Genomic DNA, 17,482 nt, shown 5'->3' with positions numbered 1-17,482 from the left:
TTTCCCTCTGGTTATCAGGCGGTTTGATCGATGCGCTGCAACGCCGTAGCGAATAGATGCAACGCTGAGGCGTGGTGTTTTTCACCCGTGACCATCGAGGCTTTACCCGCACACGCACGGGCGTAACTGACTTCGAGAAAGATGCCGAGTTTGAAACCCGCCAACACCAGGTACCAGGTGAAGTCCGCCAACGAGCGCGAGCTGCCGGCGTGGTAATGGGCGACCAGTTCGTCGCTGCTGCAAAAGCCGTCCCAGGGATGCACTTCGATGGTGCCGGCACCACGACCGTCGGCACAGGGCCAGGTGACCACCAGCCAGGCAAGGTCGAGCAACGGATCACCGATGGTCGCCAGCTCCCAATCGACGACCGCGGCCAACTCCCCGCAGTCATGCCGGAACATGACGTTGGACAGGTGAAAGTCGCCATGTTGAATACCGGCCTCAAACTGCTGCGGGCAATGATCGCTCAGCCAATTGGCCAAACGTGCAAGTCCCGGCAGGCTGCTCGCCCCCGGCCAACCGGGGTAGTCTTTGACGCTGTCCAAGTGTGCCAGCCAGCGTGAGACCTGACGCTGATGAAAACCGTCCGGGCGGCCAAAGTCCGCCAGCCCCACCGCCTGGTAGTCAATGTCGCCCAGACGCAATAGCGCATCCACCATGGCAAAGCCCATGCGCCTGCGCAGCGCCGGCCGTTCAGCATGGGGTGCTGGCAATCCTGCGGCGCTATTGGGGTTGAAGCCCTGCACTGGTTCCATTAAATAAAAACTGGAGCCCAGAACGGCCTGGTCAGTACAGTCGGCGATCAAACCGGCATGGGGCACTTGCGATCCGGCCAATACCTTGAGCAGGCGCGCTTCACGGACGATGGTTTTACCGCCGACTTCGCGCAGTTCCAGGGAAGGCCGGCGCAACACGAATTCACGCACGCCTCGCCGAAAGCGCAGCAGCAGATTCTGCGTGCCGCCGGCTAAACGTACCGCAGCCTTGATCGGGCCACTTTCCAGGTCTTGGGTGTCCATCCAGTCGGCCAGGCGCTCGAGGTCGACCAGATCCTGCCAATCGTTCATACGTCGCGCTCGCCGAGACTGGCCAGCACGCCGGCGTATTTTTCCCGGGCGCGGGCCGCGGCGGTGGGCCGATGGTAATCGGGGAACAACTCGTCGCAGGGCTGATAGTCGCGCAGCAGCTGTTTGGCCACCGTGACTTTGTGCACTTCGGTGGGCCCGTCGGCCAGCCCCATCTGGAAGGAGCGGACGATGTACCCGGTAAACGGCATTTCTTCGCATACCCCTAACGAGCCATGTACATGCAGGGCGCGCGCGGCGATGTCATGCAAAACCTTGGGCATGGCGGCTTTCACCGCAGCGATGTCCTTGCGCACCCGCTTGTAGTCCTGATACTGATCGATGCGCCACGCCGTACGCATCACCAGCAAGCGAAACTGCTCCAGTTCGATCCACGAATCGGCAATTTTTTCCTGGACCATCTGCTTGTCCGCCAGGCGGCTGCCCTGGGTACTACGCGACAGGGATCGTTCACAGAGTGCATCAAGGGCTTTTTGCGCCTGGCCGATCACCCGCATGGCATGGTGCACGCGGCCACCACCGAGCCGCACCTGAGCCACGACAAATGCCTGGCCGGGCGCACCGAGCATGTCGCCCGCAGGCACTCGCACCTTGTCGAATGACAGGTAAGCATGGGTGGCGGCGGGGTCATCGGCGATACCGACGTTACGGATAATGCTCACCCCGGGCGCGTCAGCGGCGACGATGAACATCGACATGCCTTCATACACCGATACGCTTTTATCAGTGACCGCCATCACGATATAGAACGCTGCGTAGCGGGCATTGGAGGCGAACCATTTTTCGCCGTTCAGCAGCCAGTCATCGCCATCGCGCACCGCTTCGGTGGTGAACACGGCAGGATCCGCGCCACCTTGCGGCTCGGTCATGGCGAAGCAGGACACGATATCGCCATCGAGCAACGGTTGCAGGTAGCGCTGCTTCTGCGCCGGGGTGCCGTAATGGGCGAGGATTTCCCCGTTGCCTGAATCGGGGGCCTGGCAGCCAAACACAATCGGGCCGAACAGCGAGCGGCCGAGAATTTCATTGATCAATGCCAGGCGCACCTGGCCATACCCTGCCCCGCCCAGTTCCGGGCCCAGGTGACACGCCCACAACTTGCGAGCCTTCACCTGCGCTTGCAGCGGTTTGACCAGTTGCTTGAACAACGGATCGTGGATATTCCACGGGCTGCCCAGCACATGATCGAGGGGCTCGACTTCCTCCCGTACAAACTGCTCGATCCAATCCAGTTCCGCCTGTATCTCGGGGTCGGTCTGAAAGTCCCAGGCCATGGTGTGTCTCCTAGCAAATAGCGATCAGGCCAGCAGCATGCCGCCGTCGACCAACAGGGTTTGGCCGAGCACATAGCTGGCCAGCGGCGAGGCAAGGAACAGGGCCACGTTGGCCATGTCCTGGGGCGTGCCCAAGCGCCCTTGAGGAATGGCGCGCAATGCGCCTTCGAGGCGCTTGGGGTTGCTGGTGGTCACCCGCGTCAGCTTGGTTTCCACCAAACCGGGGGCAATGCCATTCACCCGGATGCCGTCACGTGCCCAGGCTTCGGCCAGGGTGCGAGTCAGTCCGAAAGCACCGGTTTTCGAGGCGTTGTAGGCCGGGTTGCCACGCGTGGAGTGGAAGGCGGCAGCGGAGCTGACAGTGATCATCGAACCCTTGGCCTGCATCAGCAGTGGGTGAAATTTCTGCGCGCACACCATCAGGCTGGTGAGGTTGACGTCGAGTACTCGCTTGAAACCCTCGGTGAGAAATTCCTGACGGTCGTAGAGCACCGTGCCTTGTGCCTGCACCAACACATCCAGGCGGGTGAATGGCACACAGACCCCTTCGATCAATGCCGCATCCGCGACGTCTACCTGGGCGTAATGCAGGCCTTCAAGATTAGAGTCAGGTGAGTCGTTATAGGCCGCCGCCGAGGCACGCGTACCCCAGACATGCACCTCGGCACCGCGCTGGCGAAAGTTCTGCGCAATGCCATTGCCGATGCCACTGGACCCGCCAACTACCAGCACGGTTTTACCGCTGAAATCCAACTCGTACATGGGTATTCCTTGTGCTTGTCGAAAAATCCTGTCGGGCAATAGGCCCACCGTTACAGCGCCACCAGGCCAACCGAGGCCAATCGTTCGAGCTCGCTGCCGGTAAAGCCGAGGCCTTCCAGAACTTGCCGGGTATGTTGGCCGAGGGCGGGTGGCGGACGCTGCAGCGATAACGGCAAGTTGCCGAAGTCCCAGAACGCGCCGATCTGTTGCAGGTCACCGTAAACAGCATGTGAGTAATGAGCGTGCAGACCCGCTTCGGCGTGTTCGGGGCTGTCGAGAAAGGCATCCATCTGCGCTTCCAGCACTGCCTGTGCAGGAACCTGCGCTGCGACCAATGAGGCGAGCGCCGCTTGCCGGGTCTGATCGGCAAACCAGGTTTCGGGCTGATCATCCACCAGCCTCTCGAAACGTTGCACCTCATCCGGTTGCAGCGCTGCCACCACCAGCCAGGAATCGCTACACCGATACAAACGATGGGCATCACTCAGACCGGTCTGTTGCGCGTCCAAATGATCGATTGGTGTGAGGCTGCCGTCTTCCAGCACCACCGCTTCGCTCATCGACAGCATCGTGGCGCCCAGCAATGACGAGCTGACCATTTGTCCGACGCCACTGCGGTTGCGCTCATACAACCCCAGGAGCAAGGCGTAGAGCGAGGACAGACCGGCAAAAAAATCACCCACGCCGAAGCGCAGCCACATGGGCGCCTGGCCCTCACCGCCCTGCTCGACTTCCCAGCCGCAAGAGGCCTGCATCAGTTGGTCAAAGCCCGGCCAATCCGTGCGCGGTCCGGTCGGTCCGTAGGCACTGACATGGCAATACACCAGCTGCGGGTTGAGCGCTTTGAGGCTCTCGTAGTCGACCTTGAGCTTGCGTGCGGCGGGAAGCCGCATGTTGTGGTGTACCACATCGGCCCAACGTGCCAACGCCTCTACGGCGGGCTCGGTCTGCCGATCGCCCAACTGCAACGCGACGCCCAATTTGCCACGCTGGGTACCGCTGAAAATCCGCTCCAGGCGGCGCATGGCATCGCCCTTGGGCGCCTCGATTTTAATGACTTCTGCCCCCAGGTCCGCCAGCAACATGCAGGCAAACGGCCCGGCCAGATAGGCGCCCAGATCCAGTACTTTCAGACCGTGCAGCGGAGGCAAGGGCGCCGGACTCGACCTGGGCAGTTGCGAAGGGATCACAGCATCGGCGCCAGACAGTCCGGCGTTCCCCTCACCTGCCAGAGGTGCGCTACCGCCAACTCGTGCGGGTGGCTGCACCTGCCAGGCAGGGCCTGGTTGCAGTGTTTTGCCCAACTGCACATCGTCGACTTCAACCACATAGCCATTCAGGCGTGCTTGTTCGTCGAAGTAGATATCGCCAAATGGAGCGGCAATTTGCGCAGCAACGTCGTGCTGCCAGAAATGCTCGACCCATTCCTGTGCCGACCGTGTGGCAATGATCGCCTTGTTGGCGCCGAAGTTTGGCGCCACATGGCTCGATGGCCACAGCGCGTTCAAGCGAGCCACTTCGGTTTCGCCGAACTCACTGAGTGCCGCGGCCATCCAAGGGGATTTGTCCGGCGAATAATGCACATGCAACCAGCGGCCATCAGCGCACTGGTGCAATGGAATTGGAATGTGTTTATCCAGACCTTTGGCAAAGGCCGGGGTCGGTGTTTGTGCGCGGTTCCAATGCATGGTCATTGGCACCAAGGCTGCCTGAGCCAAACTCGTATGAGCGATGCCGCCGCAGCCGTCACGGTCGCGCGCCAGTAACCGCGCCATCACCCCGACCACACACAGCCAGCTGGCCAGCCAATTGGCAAATGGCATGCGTACGAACACCGGGCCGGGGCGATGCGCCGGCTGTTCGTCCAACAGGCCCAGGCGCGCCAGGATAAGCGTTTCCCGGGGAATGGAATTCGCCAGTGCATGCCGATGGGGCCAGCCGCTGATCGCTGAGATAACCAATCGAGGGAAGTCTGCAGTGAGCTGCGCGTCTGCCAGACCATGGGCCTGCGCTACCGCGGGGGTGAAGTCATGCAGCAGCACATCGGCGCTGGCTAGCAACGAGTTCAGTTGCTGGCGATCTGCGGCATTTTCCAGGCAGAGGATGACACTTCGTTTGCCACGGTTAAGCACAGCAAACAGCGCCTGTTTCTCTCTGGCACGGTTGGCGGGTGGCTCGATCATCACCACTTCGGCACCCGCTTCGCAAAGATGCATGCCAGCGGCAGATCCGGCAATGCCGGAACACAGACTGATGACGCGAATTCCTTCGAGGATTGCCTGGCTCATTCAGCACCTGTCTTCTTCTGCGCTTAGCGTTTTGCAGCAGAGCTGCAGAACGAATCCATGGCGTTACCCTAAGCGATCGGCGATAAATTCCATAGATAGATTAGTATTCCGAATATAGAATCATAAGCATGAATATGAACAATAAATAACAATTCGTCTAAATATCACTAAAAGCCGATTAAGGGCGTTGCGATGATCCTGCGCATGGACCACTTCACCATCGTCTCAGACCAACTGGAGGCGACACGAAATTTCTATGTTGGAGTACTCGGGTTGGTGGAGGGGCCACGCCCGCCCTTCCCGGTTCCCGGATTCTGGCTGTACACCCAGGAACAACCAGTTCTGCATGTGGTGGGCGTATCACAAATGCCGGAGCCGCGACGTGGCGTGCTTGACCATATGGCGTTTCATGCCCAGGGCTTGCAGAGGATGTGGAAACACCTGAGTGAGCACGGCGTGCGATTCAAAGTGATCCGTGCGCCCGGCGCCGAGCGCACGTGGCAGCTGTTCATCCAGGACCCCAATGGGGTTGAAGTGGAGTTGGATTTCGACGCCAGCGAAGTGCCGCCCGCCGACTGGAAAGAACGCCGGGGTGGCTAAATCAATCCGGCATAGCTGCCGCCGTCGATCTGCAAATTTTGCCCGGTGATATAGCCGGCTTGCGCCGAACAGAGAAATGCGCAGGCCGCTGCCAGTTCGCTCGGCTGGCCAAATCGTCGTGCGGCTATCGGCTTGAGCATTTCCACCCGTGCTTGCTCAAAACTGAGCTGGCGAAGTTCCGCCAGTTGCTCGGTCATAAAGCGCAGACGGTCCGTCTCAATGCGCTCCGGCAGCAGATTGTTGATCGTCACATTGTCCCGCACCACCTCGACCGACAGAGCTTTGCAAAAAGCGGTCAGCCCCGCACGCGCCGCCGTGGACAAACCCAATGGCAACCGGGGCGACTTAACCATCGCCGAGGTGATATTGACGATACGGCCGAAACCTCGCGCACGCATACCAACGACCACCGCCTGAATCAGCAGGATACCCGAGAGCATGTTGGCCTCAATGGCCGCCAGCCAGGCAGCATGATCCCAATCCTCCGGACGACCCGGCTCTGGCCCGCCGTTGTTGGTCACCAGAATATCCATCACCGGACAGGCAGCCAGCAGCGCCTGTCGCCCGGCGGCGGTGGACAGGTCGGCCACCACGGTGCGCGGCAGCCGGCCGGTGCTGCGCAAGATGTCCTGCGCAGTGTGTTCCAGGCTCTCGGCATCGCGGCCGTTGATCAGCACCTCACAGCCCTCCTGCGCCAATGCCAGCGCACAGGCTTTGCCAAGTCCCCGAGAGGATGCGCACACCAGAGCAATACGTCCGCCAATACCCAGATCCATTGCAGCACTCCTCGTACATTGGTGTCAGTCGTTCATGCCGAGCAAGGCCGTGATGTCGCGCCCGGGTTCAGCATCGCCGCCGTAGGTGAATTGGCCAGCGCGCTGGCGTTCGGCCAACTGCTCCATCTGGTAGCGATAACGGGTACCCGGCGTATCGAAGCGCGAGTGCAGGTCGCGACGTGGGTCGACCTCGAAATAACGTTGGTTCTGCGGGCGCACCACCGAGTTGTCCTGGGGCTGGATGATGTAGTTGATGCGCGGCATCACATAACGAAAAGGTGCGGGTGCAGCGGTGGTGTTGAAGGTGACGTCACACCGCGAGCGATGCTTGCCCACCGGCAGGAAGGGTTGCAGGTTGGGCACGTCGTAACCGGGGCGAAAGCGCGGATAGGAGATGCATACGTTGCTGCGTAGATGAATGTGCAGCACGGCGCGAAAATCCTGATACCTGGCGCGCACGCCGCCGACCCAGCGCATGATCGGCGCCACTGACTTTTGCGCCACGGTACGGGTGCGAGTCACGGTCTCGGAGGTCCATTGCACTTCCACCACGTCCGACTCGCTTACACCGTCGCCAATGGTATTGGCATGCAGGAAATCGGCATGGGTCAGATCAATCAGGTTTTCCACCGACAGCGCCGAGGTCGCATCAAACCGCACGGTTCGCTGGGTGTAACCGGGAAGACTGCCATCCTGGGGTAGAAACGGAATATGCGGGAGCAACTGCATGTCGGCAGCGTCCGGATTACCGTACCAGACCCAGATGTACCCGTAGCGCTCAACCAGCGGATAAAAGCCCCGTCCCCCGGTAAACGCTGTGAGTGTCAGCTCTTTATGGGGGAAATGCGGGTGAAACTCGGCCGCCACCGCACGCCCGTTGTCGCGCCACAGGTAATAGGGCTGAGCATGAATGATCCGGCGAATGGGCCGGGTACCCAGGTCGCGGCTATGGGACACCGGGAACCAGGTGTCACGCAGGTCGTAGTTGATTGGCGTCCAGTCACCCCGAACTTTGCCAGGGATCGTATCGGTGGAGGAAGGCACGGCATGCATGGTGGGAGCTCCTGTGCTCAGACGACTGCGCTGACGGGAATCAGGGTCGGTTGGCGCAACTCACGCAGTTCGCGGGATGAGGTTTGCAACAAGGCCGCGACGGCTGTGCCGTCGATCCGGCTGTTCACCTGGAACGGCGCCTGTTTGCGCAGGCGGGCCAGACGCCAACGCAGGGGTGCCCTGAGGTGTACGTGCTCATGCACAAAACCACGCCAGCACAAACTGGTTGTGCCACGACGGTTGGCACCGGTGGCGATCATCAGCGTCACCAGCGGCAATTCATCTTCGCTCAGCAAATCCACTCGAACAGTACCGCCGTTAAAGGGGACCGCGGTGCGCACGATCAAGGGGTAATCCACCACAAACTGCGAAGGCAGGATTTGTGTGGTCCATACCGCACCTCGCTCCAGAACCACCCGCCCCTGCTCGCTGCGCAGATCGCCAAGGAAAAAATCGGTGAGGCGCACATGGGCAAACCCGAGCAAGCATTCCGGGCCGTCGAGCATCGCGTCCAGGTACTGGTCGTGACTCATGTTGACGATGGTGGAACCGGTAAATTCGCGTCCGCCCGGTTGGTAGCCGCTGCTGGGCAATTGCCCTTGCGGTGCCCCTTCACCCAACCACACATGGACAAAACCATTCGCCTCGCTGACCGCAAAGGCACGCGCGGCATAACGTGCAGGCACACGCTCATCGGTATGCAGGTTGGGGATCTGCGTACAGCCACCACTGGCGCCATCAAAGGTCCAGCCGTGATAACCGCACTGCAGACCGGACTCGACGACTCGCCCCAAAGCCAGCGGCACCCGCCGATGTGGGCAACGGTCTTCCAGGGCAAAGGCCTGGCCGGCTGCGTTTCGGAACAGGACCAGTTCCTCGCCGGCAAAGGCCACGGCCAATGGCACTTGATCTTTCACGGCCTCGCAAAGCGCCATGGCCCACCAGCCAGGGGTCATCATCGGGCTGCCTCTTTGTTATTGGTCTTGGGCAAATGCGTTGAACGCAGTCAGCGCTAACGGTAGTGCTTCGCGGCAGAGAGAGCAAACACAAATAAACAGTATTTTGTTTTCTGTTGAAATTATTTACAGCCAACGAAAACCGCAAGATGTGGCCACAACCCTCTACGAACCTTGGTTCAATAGACACATTTCCGCTCTTTAGGCCACCTACAAATGGACATTTCTTCTATTAGTGATCATGTTCTAATGGAAAATAGCTAGCGAGCAATCCATAAGCCTGATTACCATTAGCTTGCTCATTAACTCCAAGGTGCGCTGACGATGACCCAATCCACCCTCGGCTTTGTCCTCCATGACGTTGCGCGCGAGGTGAAACATGGCTGAGCCGACATTGCAGCGCCCTGCCGTGCACGCCGAAGCCCGACCGCTCGAGCCCGTGGAAAAACCCCGGATGCAGGCGCCCGAGGCTTCCGCCCTTGATGGCGATGCTCAAGAACCGAATGACACGGCGCGCCAACGCTGGCGCATCGGTCTGTTTTTGCTGGCACCGATCAGTGTCGTGGCCTGCGCCGCCTGGTATGTGTTGGGTGGCCAGGTCGTGAGTACCGACAACGCTTATATCCAGGCCGAGCGGGTGGGAGTTTCAACCGATGTCGCCGGGATCGTCGCGGCCATTGAAGTCAGTGACAACCAGACCGTGAGCAAAGGCCAGGTCTTGTTCCGCCTCAAGCCCGAGCCGTTTGAAATCGCCGTGGCCAGCGCCAGGGCGCAGCTGGAGAACGCGCGCAACCAGATCCTCTACCTCAAGGCGAGCTACAACCAATCTCTGGCCGAAATCGCCCAGGCTGAAGCCAAATTGCCGTTTTACCAGACCAATCTGCAACGGCTGGAAAAGCTGGTCAGCGTTGCCGCCGTCTCAAGGACTATCTACGACGACGCCCACCAGGACCTCGACAATACCCGTCAGCAAGTATCGGTCGCCAAGGCCCAGGCTGCCGCGGCGTTGGCCCAACTGGGTGGGCGCCTGGACAGACCACTTGAGCAGCATCCTTCCTACTTGCAGGCGCTGGCGGCCCTGAATGAAGCCGAACGCAACCTGCGAAACTCCGTGGTCATCGCCCCGTTCGACGGCGTCGTCACCAACGTTGACTCGCTGCAAGTGGGCGCGTATCTGCAACCACCCCAATCGGGCTTCAGCCTGGTCTCCAGCGAGCGACTGTGGGTCGCGGCGTCCCCGAAAGAAACCGAGCTGACCAACGCCCGGATTGGCCAGGGCGTCACCATCGAGGTAGACACTTATCCGGGTATCACCTGGCATGGCACCGTGGAAAGCATCAGCCCGGCCTCCAGTTCGAGCTTCTCCCTGCTGCCGGCCCAGAACACCACGGGCAACTGGGTGAAAGTCGTGCAGCGCATTCCGGTACGCATCCATATCGACGATGCTGTCGGCAAACCGGCGCTGCGCCATGGCATGAGCGCCGTGGTAGATATCGACACCGGCACCGCACGAGGCCTGCCCAAGCCACTGGCAAACCTGCTCGCACGCCATCATGAATGACGTGTCCGGACCGCTGCCGCCCTCGCCGCTGCGGGTACTGATCACACTGTGCGTGGTGCTGGCGGTGGTCATGCAGGCGCTGGACACCACCATCGCCAACGTCGCACTGCCCTTTATGCAGGGCAGCGTATCGGCCAGCGCCGATCAGATTAACTGGGTGCTGACTTCCTACATCGTCGCCACAGCCATCATGACGCCGCCCTCGGCATTCCTTGCCCGACGCTTCGGTCGCAAGCGCGTATTGCTGTGGTCGATCTTCGGTTTTGTATTGGCCTCGGTGCTCTGTGGCATCGCCCGCTCCCTGGAAGAAATCATCCTGTTCCGCCTGCTGCAAGGGGTGGCCGGGGCGGCATTGGTGCCCTTATCGCAAGGCATTCTGCTGGATATTTACCCGCAGAAAGACCGAGGGTCGGCAGTGGCCCTGTTCGGGGTATCGGTCATGGTCGGCCCGGTATTAGGTCCGATGCTCGGCGGCTGGCTGACGGAACACCTCAGCTGGCGCTGGGTGTTCTTCATCAACCTGCCTATCGGGTTGCTGGCCTTTATCGGCATGACCCGCTTCATACGGGAAACCCCGGCCGACAAGACTGCACGCCTGGACTGGCTGGGCTTTGGCTCGCTCAGCGTGGCGATCATGTCGATTCAATTGTTCCTCGACCGCGGCGAACAACTGGGCTGGTTCGACTCCGGGGAAATCATCCTGGAAGCGCTGGTGGCCGCCGTCGCTTCGTACATCTTCATTGTCCACACCTTCACTCATGACAAGCCCTTTATCAGCCTGAAGCTGTTCAAAGATCGCAATTACTCGGTGGCGGTGGTGTTTATCTTTATCATTGGCATCACCTACCTGGCCTCGCTGGCACTGATGACACCCTACCTGCAAACCCTGATGGGGTACCCGGTGCTCACCGCCGGCATGGTCATGGGGCCACGCGGACTGGGGACGATGCTCAGCATGTTCCTTGCCGGGAAGATCATCGGCAAAGTGGATATTCGCTGGATACTGTTTTGCGGTTTGTTGCTGTCCGCCTGGTCGATGTACATGATGACCGGCTGGACGCCGGCCGTGTCCATCGACACCATCATCTACGTCGGCTTTATTCAGGGCGCGAGCCTGGGTCTGTTGTTCGTCCCGCTGACCACCATCGCCTTTACCACCCTGCCCCCGCATTTGCGAGGCGAAGCCACGGGCCTGTACAACCTGTCACGCAACGTCGGTTCGAGCGTTGGCATCTCGATCGTTACGGTGCTGCTGGCGCAAAACACCCAGATAAACCATGCCGAAATCGGTGCATACGTGACGCCGTTCAACCGCCTGTTCGATGCCTGGCCTGTCAACCATCAGCTCAATCCATTGACCGCCAGCGGGCGTGCAGCACTGGATGGCTTGATCACTGTGCAGGCCAGCTGGGTGGCTTACCTGGATGACTTCAAGCTGCTGATGTGGTTATCCATCGGCGTCATACCGCTGCTGCTGATATTCAGGACGGCGAAGTCTCAAGCGAATCAGGCCTCGTAGCGAAAACGTCCCACCGCCACATTCAGCTCATCGGACAGCTCGCGCAAAGACACCACGGCTCCGGATACCTGATGGGTGATCGCATCACCCTCGCCGGCCATGCGTGCGATGTGCTCGACGTTGGCCACGATGCCTCGCCCACCCTCGCTCTGCACGCTTACCGCATCGGCGATCCGGTCAACCCCGCGCGTAGAGTCACCCACCAGTTCCGTTGCCTGCTGCAGGGTGCTTTCCAACTCACTCAGCAGCCGGCCGCTTTCTTCCAATGCCACAGTGCCCGCGCTCAATGCCTGGTCGACGATCCCGGACTGGCTCTCCAGCTTCAACGTCAGCTGGTTGATCGAGTTGGCCGCCAGCGCAGAGCGTTGTGCCAGGTTACGCACTTCGTCGGCCACCACGCTGAAGCCGCGCCCCCTCTCTCCGGCACGCGCCGCTTCGATGGCCGCATTGAGCGCCAGCATGCCCGTCTGCGCGGAGAGGTCCTTGACCTGACCGATGCTGGCGGTAATCGCTGTCGTACTTTCGACAAAATCGCCCACCGAGCCGCGGATCGCGGAGAAGGCATGGCGCACGCTGTCGATTTTCTCAAGCAGTCGCGATAAGGCCAAGTGTCCATCCTGCGCACCGCGCAAACTGGCTTCGGCGCAGCTGCGCAGGCTTTCAGCATGACTGGAGATTGCCGCAATACCGTCGCTCATCTGCTCGATGGTCATCGACACCGCGCCCACCGCACCGGCCTGCGCCGTAGAGCTTTGCGCCACCCGCGCCGAAGCGCCCACCAGCTCCTCTGCCGAGGCGCCGACCGATGCCGCGACTCCGGCAACCTGGCGCATGGCCTGCTGGAAGCTATCGATGAGTTCGTTGAATGCTTGAGCCGTATGGGCAATCTCGTCTCGACCCATGACCCGCACGCGTCGGGTCAGGTCGCCATCGCGCAACTCGATCGACGCCCTCTCGATTTCCCGGATGGGCCGGATGATTTGCGCACGCAACAAAAGACTGACTAACACAGCCATTAAGCTGCCACCCAGCAGCACCGCCACGAGCATCCGTGAGACCTGCTGTTGTGTTGCGCCCGCCTCAGCGAAGGCGCCAGAGGTCAGCTCGGCTTGTAGACCCAACAGCCGGTTGAATTGACCTTGCAAGCCATTGTTGTCGGCACGCACCCGACCCAGCAGCGAGGCAGCCTGTATCTGGTCGCTCAAAGCAGTGCGCTTGAATTCGGCAAGCCCCTCGCCGACCACTGCGGCCTGCTCCTGCACCGCTTGATAGAGCGCTCTCTCCTCTTTGCCCAAGCGAGTTTCACGGGCCACTTTGTCCAGCCCGGCACGCATGTCGTCGACACTGGCCTGCATATCCTCAAGATATGACTCAAGGTCCTCCGCAGAAGCTTGACCACTGGATTCAAGGATGCGCGCGCCTGTGGCATAGGCGCCGACCATCGCCGCCTGCGAGGCGGCCGAGGTTTCTAACACTTGCCGATACTGCTGGAAACGCAACTGGTCGATTTCCTCGATTACCGCTTGTTGCTTGGCCAGCCCGCGATAGGCCAGACCCGAGACAACCAGAAGAGCGAGCACAAATAACCCGGGCAGCACGAGGAGCTTGGCGCCGATTGAGAAGCCTTTCAGAAATGGCATGTTGGTTACCGTTTTTGTTTTTATAGAGCATGACTAGGCAGGCAGTTTATCCTGCATTATTCTTTATACAGTATTTAATTCTATTATCAGAACGATATTGAAGGTTTGATGTCCCGCCATAGCGCCTTGCCTCCGCCCTGCAACTAACGCCTGGCGTAACCAAAGCCAGCCAACCAGCACTGGAACGAACAGCCCAGGTAAGCAGCGGCATTGCAAAGACCAAGGTCAGGTTCGATACCGCCCCCCACAGAATCGCCAGCGCCTTGATTAATTCCGCCGCCAGTACCGATGAATGCCGCAGCCCTGCGGCCTCATCGAGCCCGCGGCGACCTGCTCAGCCGTAAGCGAACGTCCATGTGAGGCTTTCAGCAAGTACTTACCTATTCAGGCGAGGGGAAGTTTTTCAATGAAGGCCGTGAATTCCGTTAAATGCGGAGTCACCGGGCAAGCAGGGAGGAACCCGCACCCTTCACGTAACGAAAAAATCGACGCTGACTGGTGTCCCCAATTGCAGACAAGTTTTTGAATGGCGCGGCCGAGGTACTGTGCTCAACAGGTGAGCCAACATCGAAGGATCGAAGTCGAAGGTCAGAAACCGAGATGAGCGAGGCAGTAAGGTTAGGACCGGATGTGAATACTTAATATGCAGTGGTCCATGCCCACTTCAGAGGAACAACTGCAAGTAATTTTGTGGGGGTAAAAAGAACAAAAATAAAAAAGGGTCGCGAGATAAAATCTCGCAACCCCTTGAATTATATGGTCGGGACGGAGTGATTCGAACACTCGACCCCTAGCACCCCATGCTAGTGCGCTACCGGACTGCGCTACGCCCCGACTAGGCGTGAAACTCATCCTTCACCTCGAAGGACGCTCAAGAATATATCGCAAGCTTTTGAAAACTGGAAGTATTTAAAAGCAAAAAATCATTTCTTGAGTACAACCAGCACATCTTCCAACTCGGCAATCATCTGCCGGATCATCTGTTTGTACTGGGTGGTGTCATCTTTGGCTTCGTCGCCGGACAAACGCAAGCGTGCGCCGCCGATGGTGAAGCCCTGATCGTAAAGAAGCGCGCGGATCTGCCGGATCATCAGCACGTCTTGTCGCTGATAATACCGGCGGTTTCCGCGGCGTTTGACGGGGTTGAGTTGAGGAAACTCCTGCTCCCAATAGCGCAGAACGTGCGGTTTTACCGCACACAGCTCGCTGACTTCACCAATGGTGAAGTAGCGTTTGCCTGGGATGACGGGTAGCTCGTCGTTATGACTTGGTTCCAGCATAAGCCTCAACTCGGGCCTTCAACTTCTGCCCTGGACGAAAGGTGACCACACGGCGAGCCGTGATCGGGATTTCTTCTCCCGTTTTCGGATTGCGGCCAGGCCGCTGGCGTTTGTCCCGAAGGTCGAAATTGCCGAAACCGGACAATTTGACTTGTTCGTTGTCTTCCAGAGCGTGCCTGATTTCTTCAAAAAACAGTTCGACCAATTCCTTGGCCTCCCGTTTATTCAGGCCCAACTCCTCATACAGACGTTCCGCCATCTCAGCTTTCGTCAGAGCCCCCATACGTCACTTCCTTAACGTGGCGTTCAACCTTTGTTCGAGCGAGGTGAGGATATTTTGCGTCGTGGTATTCACCTCATCGTCATTAAGAGTGCGCGATGGATGCTGCCAGGTCAAGCCGACTGCAAGGCTTTTTCTATCAGGATCAATGCCTTTACCCTGATACACGTCAAATAGCCTGAGGTCTGTCAGCCATTCGCCTGCATTTTCACGGATTACGTCGAGAACGGCGCTGGCTGCGACGTCTTTTTCCGCGATCAGGGCCAGGTCACGTCGCACTTCAGGAAAGCGCGATAACTCCCGGAATTTAGGCATTTTACCCAGTGCCACTTCCGCCAGAACCAGCTCGAATACGAACACCGGACGGTCGAGACCGAGGGTTTTCGATAATTCCGGGTGGATGGCGCCGACGAAGCCGACCAGGCGGCCTTCGCGTTCGATGCGCGCGGTTTGACCCGGGTGCAGCGCTGGGTGTTTGCCCGGCACGAACGTGAACGAATCCAGTGCACCGGCGAAGCCCAATACCGCTTCCACGTCGGCCTTGACGTCGAAGAAGTCGACGACGTCGCGACCTTGCGCCCAGCCTTCCGGCAGGCGGCTGCCGCACACTACACCGGCGATCATCGGCTCTTGCTTGAGGCCGTCGAGTTGACCGACGAAGCGCAGGCCGCTTTCGAACAGGCGCACGCGATCCTGCTGGCGGTTCAGGTTGTGCTGAAGCGCCTTGACCAGGCCTGGCCACAGCGACGAACGCATGGCAGCCATGTCGTTGGAGATCGGGTTGGCCAAGAGCAGTGGTTCAACACCTGGATTAAACAACTCGAACTGTTTCGGATCGATGAAACTGTAGGTGATCGCTTCCTGGTAACCACGGGCAACCAGCAGGCGACGCAGTTCTGGCAGGTCACTGCGGGCTTCGGCCTTGGCTTGTGGCGCCAGGCGGGCTTGCGGGTAGCGGACCGGCAGGCGGTTGTAGCCGTACAGGCGAGCCAGTTCTTCGATCAGGTCGACTTCCAGGCTGATGTCGAAGCGATGGCTTGGCACTTCTACGCGCCACTGCCCTGCCCCGTCGGCGGAAATTTTAAGGCCCAGGCCGTTGAGCAGGCGCTCGACTTCGGCCGGTTCCATTTCCATGCCGAGCATCTGGCTGATGCGCTGGGCACGCAGGGTGACCGGTGCGATCGACGGCAGGTGCTGTTCGCTGACGGTTTCGATGATCGGGCCGGCTTCACCGCCGGTGATTTCCAGCAGCAGGCCGGTGGCGCGCTCCATGGCTTCACGGGCCAGCTGCCAGTCCACGCCACGCTCGTAGCGGTGCGAGGCGTCGGTGTGCAGGCCGTAGGAACGGGCCTTGCCAGCGACGGCGATCTGGTCGAAGAACGCGCTTTCGAGGAATACGTCGCGAGTGGTCGCGGTGTTGACACCGCTGTGCTCGCCACCCATGACGCCGGCAATCGCCAGGGCGCGGGTGTGGTCGGCGATGACCAGGGTATCGCTCCGCAGGCTGACTTCCTGACCGTCGAGCAGTACCAGTTTTTCGCCTTCTTCGGCCATGCGCACGCGGATGCCGCCATTGATTTCGGCGAGATCGAAAGCGTGCAGCGGTTGACCCAGTTCCAGCATCACGTAGTTGGTGATGTCGACGGCAGCGTCGATGCTACGGACGTCGGAACGACGCAGGCGCTCGACCATCCACAGTGGCGTTGGCTTGGACAGGTCGACGTTACGGATCACGCGGCCCAGGTAGCGCGGGCAAGCGGCCGGCGCCAGGACTTCGACCGAGCGCACTTCGTCGTGCACGGCGGGCACAGTGGCCACGACCGGACGGGTGACCTGGGCGGCGTACAGCGCGCCGACTTCACGGGCCAGGCCGGCCACGGACAGGCAGTCGCCGCGGTTCGGGGTCAGGTCGACCTCGATGCTGGCGTCGTCCAGGCCCAGGTATTCACGGATGTCCTGGCCAACCGGTGCATCGACCGGCAATTCCATCAGGCCATCGTTGCCTTCGCCAACCTGCAGTTCGGCTTGCGAGCACAGCATGCCGTTGGACTCAACGCCACGCAGCTTGGCTTTCTTGATCTTGAAGTCGCCTGGCAGCTCGGCACCGATCATGGCGAACGGGATCTTCAGGCCCGGGCGCACGTTAGGCGCACCGCACACGATCTGGAAGGTTTCGGCGCCATTGCTGACCTGGCACACACGCAGCTTGTCGGCGTCCGGGTGCTGCTCGGTGCTCAGCACCTCGCCCACGACCACGCCACTGAATTCACCGGCGGCCAGCGTGACGCTGTCGACCTCAAGACCGGCCATCGACAGACGAGCAACCAGCTCGTCGCGACTTACCTGCGGGCTTACCCAGCCGCGCAGCCATTGTTCACTGAATTTCATCCTGCTCTCCTAAGAATTCG

Annotated in this window: 14 protein-coding genes and 1 tRNA gene; 3 read left to right on the top strand and 12 right to left on the bottom strand. The window is 60.1% G+C overall.

The window, feature by feature from the left end; translation table 11 throughout:
• Nucleotides 1-14 precede the first annotated feature (14 nt).
• From AAEZ09_RS03785 to AAEZ09_RS03770, 4 genes are read right to left on the bottom strand one after another with little or no spacing between them, the layout of a single operon-like run.
• Entirely contained in the window at nucleotides 15-1,067 is a 1,053-nt protein-coding gene (locus AAEZ09_RS03785; RefSeq protein WP_126588868.1) for a phosphotransferase family protein, read from the bottom strand.
• A complete protein-coding gene (locus AAEZ09_RS03780; protein WP_057005031.1) occupies nucleotides 1,064-2,359 on the bottom strand; it encodes an acyl-CoA dehydrogenase family protein in 1,296 nt (431 codons plus the stop codon). Before AAEZ09_RS03780 ends, AAEZ09_RS03785 begins: the two co-directional genes overlap by 4 nt.
• A gap of 24 nt (nucleotides 2,360-2,383) precedes the next feature.
• Nucleotides 2,384-3,121, bottom strand: a complete 738-nt coding sequence (locus tag AAEZ09_RS03775; RefSeq protein ID WP_126588867.1) for an SDR family NAD(P)-dependent oxidoreductase — start codon at nucleotides 3,119-3,121, stop codon at nucleotides 2,384-2,386.
• 50 nt (nucleotides 3,122-3,171) lie between these two features.
• Nucleotides 3,172-5,409, bottom strand: a complete 2,238-nt coding sequence (locus AAEZ09_RS03770; protein ID WP_057005029.1) for a CoA transferase — start codon at nucleotides 5,407-5,409, stop codon at nucleotides 3,172-3,174.
• A 192-nt stretch (nucleotides 5,410-5,601) separates the two neighbouring features.
• On the opposite strand from AAEZ09_RS03770, the gene AAEZ09_RS03765 reads away from it, so the two are divergent.
• On the top strand, nucleotides 5,602-6,009 hold the full coding sequence (locus tag AAEZ09_RS03765) for a VOC family protein (RefSeq protein ID WP_057005028.1): 408 nt from the start codon (nucleotides 5,602-5,604) through the stop codon (nucleotides 6,007-6,009).
• Here the strand turns inward: AAEZ09_RS03765 and AAEZ09_RS03760 are convergent.
• The 3 genes from AAEZ09_RS03760 to AAEZ09_RS03750 are packed head-to-tail and all read right to left on the bottom strand — an operon-like array spanning nucleotide 6,006 to nucleotide 8,797.
• Complete coding sequence (locus AAEZ09_RS03760; RefSeq protein ID WP_057005027.1) at nucleotides 6,006-6,785, bottom strand: SDR family oxidoreductase; 780 nt, start codon at nucleotides 6,783-6,785, stop codon at nucleotides 6,006-6,008. The genes AAEZ09_RS03765 and AAEZ09_RS03760 overlap by 4 nt on opposite strands.
• Nucleotides 6,786-6,809: 24 nt before the next feature.
• Entirely contained in the window at nucleotides 6,810-7,838 is a 1,029-nt protein-coding gene (locus AAEZ09_RS03755; protein WP_057005026.1) for an aromatic ring-hydroxylating oxygenase subunit alpha, read from the bottom strand.
• A 17-nt stretch (nucleotides 7,839-7,855) separates the two neighbouring features.
• Nucleotides 7,856-8,797 (bottom strand): Rieske 2Fe-2S domain-containing protein, encoded by a 942-nt coding sequence (locus tag AAEZ09_RS03750; protein WP_350598192.1) that lies wholly within the window; start codon nucleotides 8,795-8,797, stop codon nucleotides 7,856-7,858.
• Nucleotides 8,798-9,173: 376 nt separating this feature from the next.
• On the opposite strand from AAEZ09_RS03750, the gene AAEZ09_RS03745 reads away from it, so the two are divergent.
• Both AAEZ09_RS03745 and AAEZ09_RS03740 read left to right on the top strand, forming a co-directional pair.
• Complete coding sequence (locus tag AAEZ09_RS03745) at nucleotides 9,174-10,355, top strand: HlyD family secretion protein (protein ID WP_057005024.1); 1,182 nt, start codon at nucleotides 9,174-9,176, stop codon at nucleotides 10,353-10,355.
• A complete protein-coding gene (locus AAEZ09_RS03740) occupies nucleotides 10,348-11,874 on the top strand; it encodes a DHA2 family efflux MFS transporter permease subunit (RefSeq protein WP_057005023.1) in 1,527 nt (508 codons plus the stop codon). The genes AAEZ09_RS03745 and AAEZ09_RS03740 overlap by 8 nt, the downstream gene beginning before the upstream one ends.
• On the opposite strand, the gene AAEZ09_RS03735 is transcribed toward AAEZ09_RS03740, so the two are convergent.
• The 5 genes from AAEZ09_RS03735 to pheT form a co-directional block, all read right to left on the bottom strand.
• Complete coding sequence (locus AAEZ09_RS03735; protein ID WP_149417029.1) at nucleotides 11,862-13,514, bottom strand: methyl-accepting chemotaxis protein; 1,653 nt, start codon at nucleotides 13,512-13,514, stop codon at nucleotides 11,862-11,864. The two genes, AAEZ09_RS03740 and AAEZ09_RS03735, sit on opposite strands and share 13 nt — an antisense overlap.
• 757 nt (nucleotides 13,515-14,271) lie before the next feature.
• A tRNA-Pro gene (locus tag AAEZ09_RS03730) sits at nucleotides 14,272-14,348 on the bottom strand.
• Between the two features lie 89 nt (nucleotides 14,349-14,437).
• Nucleotides 14,438-14,794 (bottom strand): MerR family transcriptional regulator, encoded by a 357-nt coding sequence (locus AAEZ09_RS03725; RefSeq protein WP_003179985.1) that lies wholly within the window; start codon nucleotides 14,792-14,794, stop codon nucleotides 14,438-14,440.
• Nucleotides 14,775-15,077, bottom strand: a complete 303-nt coding sequence (ihfA, locus tag AAEZ09_RS03720; protein WP_002553164.1) for an integration host factor subunit alpha — start codon at nucleotides 15,075-15,077, stop codon at nucleotides 14,775-14,777. The genes AAEZ09_RS03725 and ihfA overlap by 20 nt, the downstream gene beginning before the upstream one ends.
• Before the next feature lie 3 nt (nucleotides 15,078-15,080).
• Entirely contained in the window at nucleotides 15,081-17,462 is a 2,382-nt protein-coding gene (pheT, locus tag AAEZ09_RS03715; protein WP_350598189.1) for a phenylalanine--tRNA ligase subunit beta, read from the bottom strand.
• Between the last annotated feature and the right edge of the window lie 20 nt (nucleotides 17,463-17,482).

The sequence above is a fragment of the Pseudomonas sp. 65/3-MNA-CIBAN-0223 genome (genome assembly GCF_040310425.1).
Classification (GTDB): Bacteria; Pseudomonadota; Gammaproteobacteria; order Pseudomonadales; family Pseudomonadaceae; genus Aquipseudomonas; species Aquipseudomonas gregormendelii.
This window is presented reverse-complemented; position numbering and strand designations above follow the sequence as displayed.

Bases quoted from the DNA above. Each gene is read 5' to 3' on its own strand.
- AAEZ09_RS03785 (WP_126588868.1), bottom strand. From the start codon at position 1,067: ATGAACGATTGGCAGGATCTGGTCGACCTCGAGCGCCTGGCCGACTGG.
- AAEZ09_RS03780 (WP_057005031.1), bottom strand. From the start codon at position 2,359: ATGGCCTGGGACTTTCAGACCGACCCCGAGATACAGGCGGAACTGGAT.
- AAEZ09_RS03775 (WP_126588867.1), bottom strand. From the start codon at position 3,121: ATGTACGAGTTGGATTTCAGCGGTAAAACCGTGCTGGTAGTTGGCGGG.
- AAEZ09_RS03770 (WP_057005029.1), bottom strand. From the start codon at position 5,409: ATGAGCCAGGCAATCCTCGAAGGAATTCGCGTCATCAGTCTGTGTTCC.
- AAEZ09_RS03765 (WP_057005028.1), top strand. From the start codon at position 5,602: ATGATCCTGCGCATGGACCACTTCACCATCGTCTCAGACCAACTGGAG.
- AAEZ09_RS03760 (WP_057005027.1), bottom strand. From the start codon at position 6,785: ATGGATCTGGGTATTGGCGGACGTATTGCTCTGGTGTGCGCATCCTCT.
- AAEZ09_RS03755 (WP_057005026.1), bottom strand. From the start codon at position 7,838: ATGCATGCCGTGCCTTCCTCCACCGATACGATCCCTGGCAAAGTTCGG.
- AAEZ09_RS03750 (WP_350598192.1), bottom strand. From the start codon at position 8,797: ATGATGACCCCTGGCTGGTGGGCCATGGCGCTTTGCGAGGCCGTGAAA.
- AAEZ09_RS03745 (WP_057005024.1), top strand. From the start codon at position 9,174: ATGGCTGAGCCGACATTGCAGCGCCCTGCCGTGCACGCCGAAGCCCGA.
- AAEZ09_RS03740 (WP_057005023.1), top strand. From the start codon at position 10,348: ATGAATGACGTGTCCGGACCGCTGCCGCCCTCGCCGCTGCGGGTACTG.
- AAEZ09_RS03735 (WP_149417029.1), bottom strand. From the start codon at position 13,514: ATGCCATTTCTGAAAGGCTTCTCAATCGGCGCCAAGCTCCTCGTGCTG.
- AAEZ09_RS03725 (WP_003179985.1), bottom strand. From the start codon at position 14,794: ATGCTGGAACCAAGTCATAACGACGAGCTACCCGTCATCCCAGGCAAA.
- ihfA (WP_002553164.1), bottom strand. From the start codon at position 15,077: ATGGGGGCTCTGACGAAAGCTGAGATGGCGGAACGTCTGTATGAGGAG.
- pheT (WP_350598189.1), bottom strand. From the start codon at position 17,462: ATGAAATTCAGTGAACAATGGCTGCGCGGCTGGGTAAGCCCGCAGGTA.